Source organism: Shewanella sp. BC20, from assembly GCF_003129585.1.
Lineage (GTDB): Bacteria > Pseudomonadota > Gammaproteobacteria > Enterobacterales > Shewanellaceae > Shewanella > Shewanella seohaensis.
On sequence record NZ_NHRI01000020.1, the window covers coordinates 42,258 to 56,989 of the forward strand.

Annotated in this window: 13 protein-coding genes; 8 read left to right on the plus strand and 5 right to left on the minus strand. The window is 46.8% G+C overall.

Annotated features, from left to right (window positions below; genetic code table 11):
* The first annotated feature begins 278 nt into the window (after nt 1-278).
* The 7 genes from CBX96_RS17930 to CBX96_RS17960 all read left to right on the plus strand — a co-directional run bounded on the left by CBX96_RS17930 (nt 279) and on the right by CBX96_RS17960 (nt 5,724).
* A complete protein-coding gene (locus CBX96_RS17930; RefSeq protein ID WP_109287595.1) occupies nt 279-1,250 on the plus strand; it encodes an adenosylmethionine decarboxylase in 972 nt (323 codons plus the stop codon).
* A gap of 214 nt (nt 1,251-1,464) precedes the next feature.
* The gene (pdxH, locus tag CBX96_RS17935) at nt 1,465-2,103 is read left to right on the plus strand and encodes a pyridoxamine 5'-phosphate oxidase (protein ID WP_109287596.1); all 639 of its coding nucleotides are present in this window, start codon (nt 1,465-1,467) and stop codon (nt 2,101-2,103) included.
* A gap of 20 nt (nt 2,104-2,123) precedes the next feature.
* Nucleotides 2,124-2,576 carry a YaiI/YqxD family protein gene (locus CBX96_RS17940; protein ID WP_011622341.1) on the plus strand — a complete coding sequence of 151 codons (453 nt, stop codon included), beginning with the start codon at nt 2,124-2,126 and terminating at the stop codon, nt 2,574-2,576.
* 150 nt (nt 2,577-2,726) lie between these two features.
* Complete coding sequence (locus tag CBX96_RS17945; protein ID WP_086904685.1) at nt 2,727-3,302, plus strand: YceI family protein; 576 nt, start codon at nt 2,727-2,729, stop codon at nt 3,300-3,302.
* Between the two features lie 160 nt (nt 3,303-3,462).
* Nucleotides 3,463-3,819, plus strand: coding sequence for a DUF3802 family protein (locus tag CBX96_RS17950; protein ID WP_109287597.1), 357 nt, complete (start codon nt 3,463-3,465; stop codon nt 3,817-3,819).
* A gap of 369 nt (nt 3,820-4,188) precedes the next feature.
* On the plus strand, nt 4,189-4,569 hold the full coding sequence (locus CBX96_RS17955; RefSeq protein ID WP_109287598.1) for an STAS/SEC14 domain-containing protein: 381 nt from the start codon (nt 4,189-4,191) through the stop codon (nt 4,567-4,569).
* Between the two features lie 189 nt (nt 4,570-4,758).
* A complete protein-coding gene (locus tag CBX96_RS17960) occupies nt 4,759-5,724 on the plus strand; it encodes a RimK/LysX family protein (RefSeq protein ID WP_109287599.1) in 966 nt (321 codons plus the stop codon).
* A 31-nt stretch (nt 5,725-5,755) separates the two neighbouring features.
* Here the strand turns inward: CBX96_RS17960 and CBX96_RS17965 are convergent, their stop codons facing one another.
* The 3 genes from CBX96_RS17965 to nhaB all read right to left on the minus strand — a co-directional run bounded on the left by CBX96_RS17965 (nt 5,756) and on the right by nhaB (nt 10,756).
* Nucleotides 5,756-8,374, minus strand: coding sequence for a PAS domain-containing protein (locus CBX96_RS17965; protein WP_109287600.1), 2,619 nt, complete (start codon nt 8,372-8,374; stop codon nt 5,756-5,758).
* 157 nt (nt 8,375-8,531) lie between these two features.
* Complete coding sequence (gene dsbB / locus CBX96_RS17970; protein ID WP_109287601.1) at nt 8,532-9,059, minus strand: disulfide bond formation protein DsbB; 528 nt, start codon at nt 9,057-9,059, stop codon at nt 8,532-8,534.
* Nucleotides 9,060-9,154: 95 nt separating this feature from the next.
* Nucleotides 9,155-10,756 carry a sodium/proton antiporter NhaB gene (gene nhaB / locus CBX96_RS17975; RefSeq protein ID WP_109287602.1) on the minus strand — a complete coding sequence of 534 codons (1,602 nt, stop codon included), beginning with the start codon at nt 10,754-10,756 and terminating at the stop codon, nt 9,155-9,157.
* A 303-nt stretch (nt 10,757-11,059) separates the two neighbouring features.
* Between nhaB and fadR the strand changes: the two genes are divergently transcribed.
* Nucleotides 11,060-11,785, plus strand: coding sequence for a fatty acid metabolism transcriptional regulator FadR (gene fadR / locus CBX96_RS17980; protein WP_109287603.1), 726 nt, complete (start codon nt 11,060-11,062; stop codon nt 11,783-11,785).
* A gap of 107 nt (nt 11,786-11,892) precedes the next feature.
* Here fadR and CBX96_RS17985 read toward each other — a convergent pair whose 3' ends face one another.
* Together CBX96_RS17985 and CBX96_RS17990 are read right to left on the minus strand one after the other, a co-directional pair.
* The gene (locus CBX96_RS17985) at nt 11,893-13,419 is read right to left on the minus strand and encodes a SpoVR family protein (RefSeq protein WP_086904482.1); all 1,527 of its coding nucleotides are present in this window, start codon (nt 13,417-13,419) and stop codon (nt 11,893-11,895) included.
* Nucleotides 13,420-13,428: 9 nt separating this feature from the next.
* The gene (locus tag CBX96_RS17990) at nt 13,429-14,697 is read right to left on the minus strand and encodes a YeaH/YhbH family protein (protein ID WP_041408751.1); all 1,269 of its coding nucleotides are present in this window, start codon (nt 14,695-14,697) and stop codon (nt 13,429-13,431) included.
* Nucleotides 14,698-14,732: the final 35 nt, after the last annotated feature.

A 14,732-nucleotide genomic window follows, 5' to 3' on the forward strand; every position in this document is an offset into this window, starting at 1 on the left:
TGAGTGTGTTAAAAAAGTCAGCCTAGGGACACTTAGGCTGACTTTTGTTTTTTATAGCCGGTTGCTTTTTGCTAGTGCTTTGCAAGGCTGTCACCTTGTAAATGCAAACTCGGTGGTTTTATTGCGGCGTTAGTCGTGTAAAAATAGCCGCGCGAAATTGATGGGTTACCAGTCTTAAAATGCGTGCGTTCACTTAAGTCAGCGTTGCCAGCGAACCATTAATGACTGTTATACCAATAGATGCCCAAACACAGGGATAAGATGAGGCGAACGGTTTGATGTTTTTTGAAGGCGCGGAAAAAAAGCTTGAGATCAGACTCACTCCCAAGATGGCGTCATTACGCCAACGAGAGTACGGCTTTTGGTCAACCTTAGTGGCCTGCGCCAATGCGGAAATCCTGTCCACAATCAGTAATCATGCCTGCGATGCCTATCTGCTGAGTGAATCTAGTCTGTTCGTCTGGGATGATAAAATTCTGCTACTCACCTGCGGTAATAGCACGCTGGTTGATGCCGCCTGCCATTTTATCAACGCCGTAGGCGTGGAGCACATCGCCGCGCTCTGTTATCAGCGCAAGAATGAATACCAAGCTGAGCTACAAAGCACGAGCTTTGCGGACGATATCGCTAAGTTGCGAACCTTGATCCCCGGCAAAGCCTTTCGAGTGGGCCATTTAGACTCACATCATCACTATTTGTTTTGTAGTGACAATCAGTTTTGTACTGGCGATCTGTTTTGTACAGGCAACCAAGTTATGCCCTCAACCGAGACTTGCCTTGAACTGATGATGTACCACATCCGTGGCGAGCTTGCCGATTATCTCAAGCTGCCAACACAAACTGAGCAGGGGATTTATCAACGGCTTGAATTTCAGCAACTCTTTCCCGATTTTCAGTTTGATATGCATTGTTTTCAGCCAGCTGGTTTTTCGTTGAATGCGATACGTGGGACAGACTATGTTACCTTGCATATCACCCCATCGATGGGGCAAGGGGAGCATTCCTATGTGAGCTTCGAGACTAATCTCGATTTAGCGACTTACCCCCATCCCGTTGTGGCGCGATTAGTCAATGGATTCTTCCCAACGAGTTGGGACTTGATTGGTTTTAATCAGCCTATCGTTACCGAAGGATTCCCTGCTCATCTGTGTCTAGGCCAAGCCGTGGTCACCACAGCATCAGGTGGGGAGATTATTTTTAGTCATTATCAATTACTCAAAACCCAAGTATTACAGCCTGAGTTTATGTAGTGGCAAACTCTGGTGAGCTCGCCATTGCTGCTTGAGTCCATCTTGTACCATGCTTAAGCGCTGGATAATCAATAAAAAGCTAAGGTTAACGGCCCTGGCTTTTTTATTGACGGCTTAATAACAGAGCAGCGAATTGCGAGTTAGGCATGGTAAACTTGCATTATTAGCGGATTGCACCGATGGCAATCATTGTGCGCTTGTAAAAGGAAACCCTATGACAGATCTCAGTGATATTCGCCGCGAATACACCAAAGGCGGTCTAAGACGCGCCGATTTACCCCAAAATCCCATGCAACTATTCGAGTTATGGATGACGCAAGCTCGCGATGCCGAGTTGAGCGATCCCACGGCGATGTGTGTTGCCACCGTCGACGAGCATGGTCAGCCCTATCAGCGAATTGTGCTGTTAAAGCGCTTCGATGACACAGGATTTGTGTTCTTCACTAACCTAGGTAGCCGAAAAGCGCAGCAGATCGCAGCCAATAATAAGGTGAGTTTACATTTTCCCTGGCATCCGATTGAACGCCAAGTATCGATTCTCGGTGAGGCGCAGCCACTCTCTACCGCCGAAGTGCTGAAATACTTTATGACCCGTCCTAAGGATAGCCAGATTGCGGCTTGGGTGTCACAGCAGTCGAGCAAACTGAGCGCGCGACAAGTGCTCGAAGGTAAGTTCTTTGAAATGAAAGCCAAATTTGCCAAGGGCGATGTGCCCTTACCGAGTTTTTGGGGCGGCTACTTAGTCAAACCCTCGAGTATCGAGTTTTGGCAGGGCGGGGAGCACAGGCTGCACGATCGTTTTCTCTACACTCGCCAAGCGGATGAATGGGTCATTGACCGTTTAGCACCTTAATGGTCTTTAGGAGCGTAAGCGTGGGACAGTATAAGATTTGGGTCGATGCCGATGCCTGCCCAAACCCGATTAAAGAGATTTTATTTCGCGCGGCAGAACGTAAGTCGCTGCCGCTAGTGCTGGTGGCGAACCAAATGCTGAGGGTGCCACCATCGCCTTATATCAGCCAAGTGCGAGTCGGCTCAGGTTTTGATGTGGCAGATCAATACATTGTCGACCATGTTGAGGCTACGCATTTAGTGATCACCGCCGATATCCCGTTGGCGGCGCAAGTGATTGAAAAGGGCGCGCTGGCACTTAATCCCCGCGGCGAACTCTACACTACGGATAATATTCGCCAAAAACTGACGATGCGCGATTTTATGGAAGACTTACGTTCATCGGGCGTGCATACCGGTGGTCCTGATGCCTTATCGGCGGCGGATAAACAGGCTTTTGCCAATAGTTTAGATAAGTGGCTGGTGCGAGTTTAACGATAGTTAACTAGTCGCTAAACAAGAAAAAGAGTATCTTTAGCGAGGCTTAGGTGATCTTTGTCACAGATTGCCTAAGGATACGGCGGGGACTTCTGTGTCACAGGGTGACCGCCTTGCCTTAACTCTCACTGATTGAGGATGGATACGATGAAAAAATGGATAGGAATTGCAGCATTATCGACGCTGGTTAGTTTTAGCTGTGCGGCCCAGTGGCAAGTAATGGAGCAGGACTCTCGAGTCAGCTTCGTGTCGGTAAAAAAGGGTGATATCGCTGAGGTTCATCACTTTAAGCAACTCAATGGTGTCCTTAAGGATAATGGTCAATTTGAATTAACCATTCCCCTGATGAGTGTGGCGACTGGTATCGATGTGCGCGATGAGCGTATGCAAAACCTGCTGTTTGAAGTGTCCTTGTATCCCGAGTTGAAGTTAAGCTCGCAGGTGGATACCAAGATGCTGAAAGATCTAGCCGTCGGTGAGACTAAAGTTGCCGACATCGATGGGAAAATTTCCCTCCATGGAAAGCAACAAACGAAAACTTTTTCGGTAATTTTAACCAAAGTATCTGATAATAAACTGATGGTTAGCAGTTTTCAGCCGATAATAGTCAATGCTAATGAGTTCGATTTGGTCTCGGGTGTGGATAAATTGCGTGATATTGCAGGTTTATCTAGTATTAGCCAAGCCGTTCCTGTGTCGTTTGTACTAACCTTAACAAAGTAACAGCGATAAGATTGGTTTAGATCAATACGTCAGCTCTCCTGTTCGCGATATGGTTAGCGAGTGGCTGACGTGCAAATCTTTATATCGACCACTTTAGATGTGGGTTTTGTTTTTTCAGTGTCGCCTTTGGCGATAGATTTTGGTGTGTGAAGGGTAAAAAATGGTCACAGATAAAGACGGTTACATGCATTTGATCCAGTATTTGACTGAGCATCTTGGCTTGTTCGAAACGCCCGATACCCAAACTGTGTCCGACGATACTGTGATGGAGTTGTTCGAAGAGCAATTATCCGCACAGATTATTATGGTCTGCGGCCAAAATCCTTCCCTCTCTTTTGCTGAACGAAACACCATTATCCGTGAGGTCGATGCGATTGTGTACGATCTTGAGGAAATCTTAGCCTCAGTGGCGAATCATAGAGCCACGCCAGAGCAAACGCTGTTTATCACCGAGTTTTCTGGCCTTATCAAGAATTTGTTCGATCAAGAAATCTCAAAAATTCAAGTCCATGTGTAATACCTTCGCTTAAGCTTAGGATTAACCTCATCTCTTGGGTTAGTCCTATCTGTTAGTTTGTTAGCTAGTTACTTACTTTGTTAGTTATCCCTCATCATTACTTCACTTTTAATGTGTAACTCCAGCCAAGTGGGTTGTTTGGGCACCAGTCGATGCCTTTCGTGCAGGCTTTGAAGGTGTGAAGTCATATCGCGCAATGCTTACGCATGCCTTGCGAAACTTACAATCTCATCTCGTAATCACCTGCTATCGCATCAGTTTCCCGCAAGTTTGAGTAAAATAATTCCCACTTTTCAAGCATCTTCATTTACAGGGTATATCTTTACTCTATAGCCGTATTTTCTCGTTCGGTATCAAGGGAGATGCATAATGCTAACCATACGTCCAAGCTATGCCGAAGATATGCTGACCATTGTGGTGTCGGGTCAAGTCACCCATGGGGATATTGAAGCCTTACTGTTTCCCGCGATTGAGGCCAAGTTGCAGGATCATGCGAGTCTTCGCTTGTGGTACGAGTTCAGCCCTGACTTTATTGGCATTACCGTGGGCGCACTCTGGGATGATGCTTTACTCAGTGTGTTTCATTTTAGTGATTTCTCGCGGGTGGTGATGATTGCGGACATGCAAAGGCTGGGGGCTATGGTCAATACACTGGCTTTTATGTTGCCCTGTCCGGTGAAGGTTTTTAGCGAACATGAGCGCGCGCTGGCAAAAGCTTGGTTGGACGAAGCGAAAGTGGCAGAGGTGTAACGGCTGTAACCATTGTGTGTTAACTTGTGACTATTCCTTATTTTTTCATTGGCTTAATTGCTGTATTTGCCCTCAGCTTAGTGTTTTTCGGCTCTTTTCCTTCGCTTTTGTGCTATCACTAGCCCCTACATCGACCAAGGTGATGGGCTCAAAGTGGCTTGTCCGTCATCGTTCAGATAAGGAGTGAGGATGTTAAAACATCAAAGTGTCGGTCGCTGCACCACATTATTGCTAGGCGCCATTATCGCAAGTTTGAGCCTTGCTGGTTGCGGTAAAGTCAGTGAAGAGATGCAAACGCCTGCGCAGAGCGCAGCATCTACTGACACTAAGGCGATTATTGGTCAATCAGAGAAGATGCGCTTATTGGCCGCACAACTGGATTTTCAGGCAAGAATTGATACGGGCGCGGCGAACACCTCATTACATGCCATCGATCTGCAAGTTGAAGGCGGTGCATCCGACAAGATGCAGGATAACATTGGTAAGACATTGCATTTTACCACCGAAAATGAGGCGGGCGAGCAGCGGCGCTTAGCGGCGAAAATCCTAAAGACCACCACAGTGAATAACGCTCAAGGCAGTGAAGTCCGCTATTTGGTCGAGTTGGACATTGGTTTTGAGGGCCAACACCGTCTGGTTGCCGTTAACCTACGTGACCGAAGCCATATGGATTACAAATTACTGATCGGGCGTAATTGGTTAGCGGGCCGTTATGTTGTCGATGTGGCCGAGAAACGTCTTATTGGCCCGACAGCGTTTATCAAAGTGAAAGAAGTCGGGCTGACCTTTAAAACGCGCATCGATACGGGGGCGGTTGAAAATTCCCTGCATGCGATTGATCTCAAGATTGACGATGAAGATCCTACCAATATGGATAACAACATTGGTAAATGGCTTAATTTCACTACCGAAAATGAGCGTGGTGAGGACATGCGGTTAAGGGCTCGGATTGTCGATACTTCGCTTATCCGTAACGCGCAGGGGAGTGAAGTGCGTTATATGGTCGAATTGACCTTAGGCGAACCGGGACATGAGTACCCCGTCAAAGTGAATCTTAAGGATCGCAGTCAAATGTCTAATAAACTCTTAATTGGCCGTAATTGGCTACAGGGCCATTATCTGGTGGATGTGACCCTCGGTAAGTCGAGCGACTAGTCTGTCTCGATGGGCTTGCACTTAGCCGTGGTTATACCGCAGCTAATGGCCAGTGGCACTCAATCAGAGTGCCACGATTGAGCTCACTCTCTACCTTAAGCTCACCATGTAACTCTTCTTTTATCCAAAGATTAATGCAAGTCAGTGTGCCAATACATTGGTTTTGTTGCATTTCTTGTTTTAGTTGCTCAAGGTGCGCGACTGATATCCCGACACCATTGTCCTTAAGCTGCATCTGAAACTCGCCGTCTTTCTTTTCAAGCGTTAATGCTAAGGTTCTGTTTTGAATATGCTCTTTAAAGGCATGATGCAAGGTGTTGTTAATAAGCCGATAGAAAAACTGCAAATATTGCCAAGCATTGCCATCGACCACTAATTGCTCGTCGCACTCTAGATTGACCTTAACCTGAGTTTTCAGCAGTTGTGGCTGTAATAAACTCAATAATTGATTGATAAACTGAGCTAAATGCAGCGGGCGTATCTCACTATGTTGATCGGTAAACAGCTGCGATATATGCCTGAGTCTGGCCGCTTGTTGGCTCATCAATTGCACCACTTGGGCTTGGTGGCTGTCATCTTCCTTGTGGCGCACTTGGCAGATCTGTGCGAGAAGTTTGTCCTGCTCTTGCATCATTTGGCTCATGACGTCGGCTAGGAAATTCTGCATCAGTTTCTGACTTTGTTGTTTGCTTAGGTTGAGTTGGATTTGCTGATTGATCTCGGCTTGAATTGCCGCGAGTTGTTCCCTGAGCTGGCTGCTTTCTTGCTGCGAGAGTTGGGTCTTGCGCTGTTCATCTTTTAGCTGGGCTAATTGCGATTGCAGCAACTTTTCTTGTTCTTTTTCTTGGCGTTTTTTCAAGTCCACATTAAAGCCAATGGCACCGACGCCCATGGAATTATCCTCATCGTCGCGAATATCGAATTTACTCATTTGATAAATAACCTCGCCGCGAAGGGAGGGAATGGCTTCTTCGAAATGTAGGGCATCGTGGCTATGGGTGACCCTTTGGTCGTTCTGTTGATACTGTTGCGCGAGTGAGTTTTGGAACAGATCAAAGTCGGTGGCGCCGATGATCTTGCGCCGCTCAATCCCTAAGACTTCGCAGTATTTGTTGTTCACTAAGGTATATCTGCCGTTTAGGTCTTTGATGTAAATGATGGTGGATGAGAAATCGAGTAAGGATCTTAATTGTTCCTTGCGCTGATTTAACTCCTGCTGAAAATGCTGTTGAGTCAGTAATTGCTGCTCAAGGGCGAGATTACTGGCATCTAGACTGGCCATGGCGACTTCAAGCTGTTGGGTGCGGGATAAGAAGCTTTTCGCCAGTAGGCCGACCTCATCGTGCCGCTCCTTGGCTTTTAATTCGATAGAGGCCGAATCATTGCGTTTGAGTGCCTGCACCATCTCCATAATGGGGGCGATAATTAATCTATGTTGCAATAAAAACAGCAGGATAAGGCCGAGCATCTGAATTAATACGAGGGAGAGGCCGACTTTTTCGATCAGTTTTTTGGCCGTGTCCTGTAATGGGGCGATGGGCGTGACGACCAGAATTTTCCAGTAGGTGTGGGGCATTAAAAACACCGACACCAATGATGGGCCCTTGAGGATAGGATCCATAGTCAAGGAGACCGAGGCGATTCGTCTAGGTGTTAAGAACTGGTTTTTAGCATTGTCATTGACTATGGCGGAGAGCATCTCCCGCTCACTGTTGTTGCTTAGGCGGGTGAGATTGTCCATTTGCTCTTGGGTAAACACACGTTCTGCCACGGCTTGCTCGATAAAACTACGATCGGCTAAGTGCAGTGCCGAGGCTATCGGGCTAAAGGCGGCTTCGGTTTTTGCCAACTCGTCGAAGGTCTGTAGGGCATGGTTAGGATTTTGGGCCGATTGCGGCAGATTATCGCTATTCGGCGAGGCTAAAATTTGGTTTTGATGGTCTAGGGCTATCACGTAGCCACTGACATCTAACATGGTATTGCGTAAGAGCTGATTGAGTTTTTCTAGGCTGATGTCGGTTGTTGCCGCCCCAATAAACTGATGTTCCATCCACATGGCACCCGATGCGGTCACCATAGGTTCGTGGGTGGTGGGATCGACATAGGATTTAGACCAAAATATTTTCCCGACGGGAAAATAGCGGGTCGGTCGATACCATTCTTCGGTGTGGTAGCTTGGAAAACTATCATCGTTATAACTGTTTATGGCGACGAGTTCGCCGTGAATATTGTGTGACCAGAATAAGCTGTCGCGAAACTTTTGCCGATCAAATGCCCCTGGCTCGGGCCAAATCCCGCCACCTGAAATAATCGCCTTTTGATTTTCAATCGAGAGTAAAACCGGAATGCTTTTACTGAGCTGCTCGGGTTCGTAACGGTACAGCATGGCGATTTGACTGATGGCATTGACCTGATTCTCCACTTGGGAGGTCATTTCCTGCAACTTGGCAATGATAATCTGGCCATGGTTTTGATTGAGTAGGGTTTGTTGCTCGCTGATTTGCTGGGTCTGTATGTTGAGAATGACCCAAGCCGTGCTAAAGATCAGTATGCTGGCGATCAGCAGTTGGATCAGACTGAGTTTAAACGGCAGGCTCTTTTGCCATTGGGTTAACGGTGCTTGAGGCTCAATGAGAGGCCGCTTATCCATGTTCGTCGCATTCCGAATGCCGTTATCATTGAGCCAGTTTAGCGTTTTTTCGCCTATTTGCCATTGGCTTAAATCAAAGTTCGCGTAGAGCTTTCGGTGAGAAATATTGACAGCGACAGCTAAAAATGAGGCAGACCTTACGTCTGCCTCATAAAGATTACTTATACAGTGATGGTTTATTCGAACCGCTGAGGATGGGCACAATAAACAGTAACAGTGCGACCAGATAACCACTAAAGGCTACCACCATCCACTCGGCCATAGTGACGCCCATAAACTGCCATGGCATATCGGTACACATTCCCGTTGGTAACATCACGGATGGGAACCATTCATGGAGCGGCATCCAAGCTGGAAATTCGGGTAAAAATGAGCAAGTCGAGAAGGGCGAAGGATTATTCTGCATATCGACTAAGGCTAACGCCAGTTTTAATCCCCAGGTTGCACTGACGGCCCAGCCAAGGGCGCCTAAAATGCGAACGATGCGGTACTTCGGCGCTGTCATACCTATCAATCCTGCCGCCAGAATGCCAAATACCGCCAGCCGCTGGTAAATACACATGACGCAGGGATCTAACTTCATCACGTATTGGAAATACAAGGCGGCCGCTTCGAGGGCAATCGCAGAGCCGGTGAGAATGAACCAAGATGCGCGGGAATGGGCAAAGCGAGTGAATGCTGTCAAAAGTGAACTCCATATCAACAAAAAACGCCCTCGAAGGTAGGGCGTTTTTTTGACTGTACTGAACTCATAAAGTTCAGTCAACTCCGATATTTATGTTAGTGACCTGTCGCAGGCGCTAACGCTTCTTTAACACTGTGATGCAGTATCGCATGGGAGTCGTAGAAGTACTGGGTCATCTGCTCTAAGAAGCCCGATTCGATGGCCATCACACCCACAATCGATAACACGATAGTGTAAGGCAATGCCATCCACACCATTCTGCCGTAGGATAAACGGATCAGCGGGGCAAGGGCAGAGGTCAATAAGAACAGGAACGCGGCTTGACCGTTTGGTGTCGCCACCGAAGGTAAGTTAGTACCAGTGTTAATCGCAACCGCTAACAGGTCGAATTGATCGCGAGTAATTTGACCGTTAATCAATGCGGCTTTGACTTCGTTAATGTAAACCGTGCCGACGAACACGTTATCACTGACCATAGAGAGCAACCCGTTAGCGATATAGAAGATCACTAATTGGGTGTTACCTTCATGGTTCAGTGCCCATTGGATCACTGGGCCAAACAGTTGTTGGTCGATGATCACGGCGACAACCGCAAAGAACACCGCTAACAATGCCGTAAAGGGCAGGGCTTCTTCGAAGGCTTTACCCAGCGCATGCTCATCGGTAATACCGTTAAAGGCTGTGGTTAAGATGATCACAGACAGACCAATCAAGCCTACAGACGCTAAGTGCAGCGCAAGACCTGCAATTAACCAAACGCCAACAAAGGCTTGGATAACCAGCTTCATCTTGTCTTTATTGGTACGACGCGCGTCTTCATAGGCGGCGTAATCACAAAGGATTTTATGCACGGCTTCCGGTAGCTGGGCACCATAACCGAACCAACGGAATTTTTCGACCACAAAACAGGTGAGGATACCCGCGAACAATACGGGCACAGTCACAGGTGACATGCGGATCGCAAATTCGCCAAATTGCCAGTTTGCTTGGGCAGCAATGATTAAGTTTTGTGGTTCACCCACCATAGTACACACGCCGCCTAATGCGGTACCGACACCAGCGTGCATCAATAGGTTACGTAGGAAACCACGGAAAGACTCGAGCTCGTCTTCATTGAGCTGGTTTTCACCATCATCATTTTTGCCTTCGGAGGTATGGTCATGATCGGCCGAGAAATCTTTACCTGAAGCAACTTTGTGATAGATAGAGTAAAAACCGACTGCCACGGTAATAATCACGGCGATAACGGTTAAAGCATCTAAGAAGGCGGATAAGAAGGCAGAAGCCAAACAGAATAGCAAAGACACTAAGATTTTCGAGCGTACTTTAGTGATCATCTTAGTGAACACGAACAGCAGCAGCTGTTTCATGAAGTAAATGCCGGCCACCATAAACACCAGCAGTAATAATACTTCAAGGTTCGCTTCAATTTCGTGCAGTACTTGGCTGGCAGAGGTCATCCCGATGGCGACAGCTTCAATCGCTAATAAACCACCGGGTTGTAATGGGTAGCATTTCAGCGCCATTGCCAAGGTAAAAATAAACTCAAGCACTAATACCCAACCAGCCACAAAGGGGCTGACATAGAAAAAGAGTATTGGATTGATTATTAAAAACGATAGTATTGCGATCTTGTACCACTTAGGAGAATTCCCTAAGAAGTTCCCAATAAACGCCTGACTCATTGTCATCGGCATGGCATCCTCTCTTCTAATTATCTTTTAAAATTGCACAGGTTATTGTTTCTGGCATTTGTTTTAGAAAATCAGTCTAGCCTAAAGAGAATGCTAATGTAACGAGATACTGAAACCCAGATTTCAAAAAGCGGAGCTAATCGGCAAAATTGGCACAATTGCTGTTGATTAATGTCGTTTTTTTGAACATTTCTGTGACAATTGTACGGTGATTTTAAGGTGAGCCTCAGTCAATGGTTTCCATTTTTTACCGCTCTGGTATGATCAGTGACCATTATAAAGCACAACAACTGGAAAAGTGGGCTGATGATTATCAATGCCAAAGGACCTGCAAGTTTTGCAGAGAAGTATATTGTAAGATCGATTTGGGAAAATAAGTTTCCCCCAGGGTCCATTTTACCGGCTGAACGTGAGCTTTCTGAATTAATTGGTGTAACACGCACCACCCTGCGTGAAGTGCTGCAACGCTTAGCTCGTGATGGTTGGTTGAAAATTCAACATGGCAAACCGACTCGGGTGAACAATTTTTGGGAAACCTCGGGCCTTAACATTCTTGAGACCATAGCGGATCTCAACCCAGAAGGCTTCCCTGTGCTGGTAGACCAATTGCTGTCGGCTCGAACCAATGTGAGCGCGATTTATTTTCGCGGTGCACTGCGTAACAGCCCAGATACAGCCGTGGAAGTCCTCGGACAAATTCACCAATTAGAAGACACGGCCGAATCCTTCGCCGAGTATGACTACCTGTTGCATCATACCTTAGCCTTCTCTTCAGGCAATCCGCTGTACGTGTTGATCTTAAATGGCTTTAAAGGTCTGTATAGCCGAGTCGGTCGTTACTATTTCAGTAGCCCAGAGGCGCGCCAGTTAGCGCTGAACTTCTATAAAGAACTCGAAATATTAGCCAAAGCTAAAAACTATATCGATGTGCCCGCATTAATGCGTACCTACGGTATTAACAGCGGCAAAATGTGGTTGCAATTGCGTGACGATATGCCAACCTCGATTGCTCAGCAGGACGGCAATTCATAAGTTTCGATTCCGAAGCTTACATGTGGCAAGTTAGCTGTTTTAAGACGGGTTAAATAAAAAGCCGTTTCATTGAGAAACGGCTTTTTGCTTTTTCATCAAACTGATATTTAGTCGGCCTTGGGTTGCTCAGGGCAGGACGCTAACAAGGTTACGCTGGTATCGGCATTTAACTGCTCAAGGCTGACGGTAAAGCCCCAGAGTCGATGCAGATGCTTTAACACTTCCTTATAGGTGCTGGCGAGCGGGATATCATTACTAGGGACATACCTTAAAGTTAAGGAGCGGTCGCCGTTTATCTCAACGTTATGTACTTGAATATTAGGCTCAATATTCGACAAATTGTACTGCTGCGAGAGTAGATTGCGAATGTCTTGATAACCCTGCTCATCGTGAATGGCCGATACGGACAGATAATTACGTTTCTCATCATCGTGGATGCCAAACAGTTTGAACTGACGGATCACCCTCGGCGACAGATATTGGCTGATAAAACTTTCATCCTTAAAGTTTTGCATCGCAAAATGTAAGGTATCGAGCCAATTACTGCCCGCTATGTCCGGAAACCAGACTTTGTCTTCCTCAGTTGGATTCTCACACATGCGCCGAATATCGGTAAACATCGCAAACCCGAGGGCATAAGGGTTGATACCGCTGTAGTAACGGCTGTTATATTCGGGTTGGGCGACAACGCCAGTATGGCTCTGCAAAAACTCCATCATAAAGCGGTCAGTGACCACGCCATCATCATATAGATGATTCAAAATGGTGTAATGCCAGAAGGTTGCCCAGCCTTCATTCATCACTTGTGTTTGTTTTTGCGGATAAAAATACTGCGCCATCTTACGCACGATACGGATAATTTCCCGCTGCCATGATTCCAGCAATGGCGCATTTTTTTCAATAAAATACAGAATATTTTCCTGCGGCTCGGCGGGAAAACGGCGCTTAGTGGTCGAAGGTTGCTGCTGTTGATGGGTGGGAATGGTGCGCCACAAATCGTTCACTTGGCTTTGCAAGTAGGCCTCGCGGTCTTTTTGCCTCGCCTGTTCTTCCCTAAAGGAAATTTCCGATGGGCGTTTATAGCGGTCGACACCGTAATTCATCAGAGCGTGGCAAGAGTCGATGATGCTTTCAACTTGCTCGACACCGTATTTTTGCTCGCAATCACTGATGTAGTTTTTGGCAAACACCAAGTAGTCGATAATCGAGCTTGCATCCGTCCATGTCTTAAATAAGTAATTATTTTTAAAGAAACTATTATGGCCAAAACAGGCATGAGCCATCACCAAAGCCTGCATGGTAATGGTGTTTTCTTCCATTAAATAAGCGATACAAGGGTTGGAGTTAATCACAATTTCGTAGGCTAGCCCCATTTGCCCACGCTTGTAGCCCTGTTCGGTTTCGATAAAACGTTTGCCGAAGGACCAATGGGTATAGCCAATGGGCATGCCAATGCCGGCATAGGCGTCCATCATCTGTTCGGCGGTGATGATTTCGATTTGATTGGGATAGGCGTTCAGCTTATAAATGGCCGCCACTCGCTCAATCTCTTTTAAATAACTTTGTAACAGCTCAAAGCTCCAGTCGGGACCGTCGCTCAAGGCTGTACGTGTTTTTGCTTCTTTTATCCCCATAGAGCCCCCTTAAACCGCCTGCTTTTTAAATAATTCTCTAAATACAGGGTAGATATCTTCGGCTTGACGAATATGTTGCACCGCTATGTTGTCGTAGTGTTGTTGTAGGGATTCGTATTCGCGCCACAGGGTTTGGTGGGCACGATTGGTGATTTCGATATAGCTAAAATAGCGCACTAGCGGCAGGATTTTTTGCTCCAATAATTGTCGACAGGTGGGAGAGTCATCGGCCCAGTTATCGCCGTCAGAGGCTTGTGCGGCATAGATATTCCACTCATCGGCAGGGTAGCGAGCCTGCTGAATTTCGTGCATTAATTTCAATGCGCTTGAGACAATCGTGCCGCCGGTTTCTTGGGAGTAGAAGAACTCATGTTCGTCCACTTCCTTCGCTTGGGTATGGTGGCGGATATAGACCACCTCGAGGTTTTTGTAGGTTCGGGTGAGAAACAAGTACAGCAAGATATAGAAACGTTTTGCCATATCTTTTGTCGCTTGATCCATCGAGCCTGACACGTCCATTAAGCAGAACATGACCGCTTGGCTTGAGGGCACCTCGCGCCTTGCAAAGTTGTTGAAACGTAAGTCAAAGGTATCGATAAAAGGGACTTTAGCAATCTTCTGCTTGAGCGCTTCAATTTGCGCTTTTAAATCCAAAATCAGTTCGGCTTTAGTGCCAGGAATATTTTCAAGCTCCGCCAGCTCTTGCTCTAACTCTTTGAGCAATTTCTTTTTACTTGCCGACATGGCAATGCGGCGCGCCAAGGAGGAACGCAGTGAGCGCACAATATTGATATTGGCTGGTACACCATCATTGGTGAAACCCGCACGGTAGATTTGATACTCGACGAGCTTGTTTAAGCGATTCTTCTGCAAATTCGGCAGTTCTAAATCCTCAAAGAGCAGCTCTAGGTATTCATCCTTTGAGATTTCAAACACAAAGTCGTCATTCCCTTCGCCCGAATCCGAGGCATCGCCTTTACCCGCACCGCCGCCAGCGCCACCTTGGGGTCTGTCAATTTTATCGCCACGGGTGAATTGATCATTGCCTGGGTGGACTCTGTCTCTTACGCCTCCTTTGCCTTGATGGAACATAGGTTCACTGATATCCCGTGTGGGAATACTGATTTTTTCGCCTTTATCTACATCCGTTACACTGCGACGCGTGACGGCATCGCTGACGGCTTTTTTGATTTGTTGCTTATATCGGTTGATAAAGCGTTGGCGGTTGACTGTGCTTTTTCCTTTCGCATTCAACCGTCTATCGATAAAGTTCGCCATACGCACCTCCCAAACCCCAGCGAAGGCTTTGGCAA

Excerpts from the sequence above, each read along its gene's own strand:
- nhaB (WP_109287602.1), bottom strand. The coding sequence starts at position 10,756 with ATGCCGATGACAATGAGTCAGGCGTTTATTGGGAACTTCTTAGGGAAT.
- CBX96_RS17955 (WP_109287598.1), top strand. The coding sequence starts at position 4,189 with ATGCTAACCATACGTCCAAGCTATGCCGAAGATATGCTGACCATTGTG.
- CBX96_RS17990 (WP_041408751.1), bottom strand. The coding sequence starts at position 14,697 with ATGGCGAACTTTATCGATAGACGGTTGAATGCGAAAGGAAAAAGCACA.
- CBX96_RS17945 (WP_086904685.1), top strand. The coding sequence starts at position 2,727 with ATGAAAAAATGGATAGGAATTGCAGCATTATCGACGCTGGTTAGTTTT.
- CBX96_RS17965 (WP_109287600.1), bottom strand. The coding sequence starts at position 8,374 with ATGGATAAGCGGCCTCTCATTGAGCCTCAAGCACCGTTAACCCAATGG.
- CBX96_RS17930 (WP_109287595.1), top strand. The coding sequence starts at position 279 with ATGTTTTTTGAAGGCGCGGAAAAAAAGCTTGAGATCAGACTCACTCCC.
- CBX96_RS17960 (WP_109287599.1), top strand. The coding sequence starts at position 4,759 with ATGTTAAAACATCAAAGTGTCGGTCGCTGCACCACATTATTGCTAGGC.
- CBX96_RS17950 (WP_109287597.1), top strand. The coding sequence starts at position 3,463 with ATGGTCACAGATAAAGACGGTTACATGCATTTGATCCAGTATTTGACT.
- pdxH (WP_109287596.1), top strand. The coding sequence starts at position 1,465 with ATGACAGATCTCAGTGATATTCGCCGCGAATACACCAAAGGCGGTCTA.
- CBX96_RS17985 (WP_086904482.1), bottom strand. The coding sequence starts at position 13,419 with ATGGGGATAAAAGAAGCAAAAACACGTACAGCCTTGAGCGACGGTCCC.
- fadR (WP_109287603.1), top strand. The coding sequence starts at position 11,060 with ATGATTATCAATGCCAAAGGACCTGCAAGTTTTGCAGAGAAGTATATT.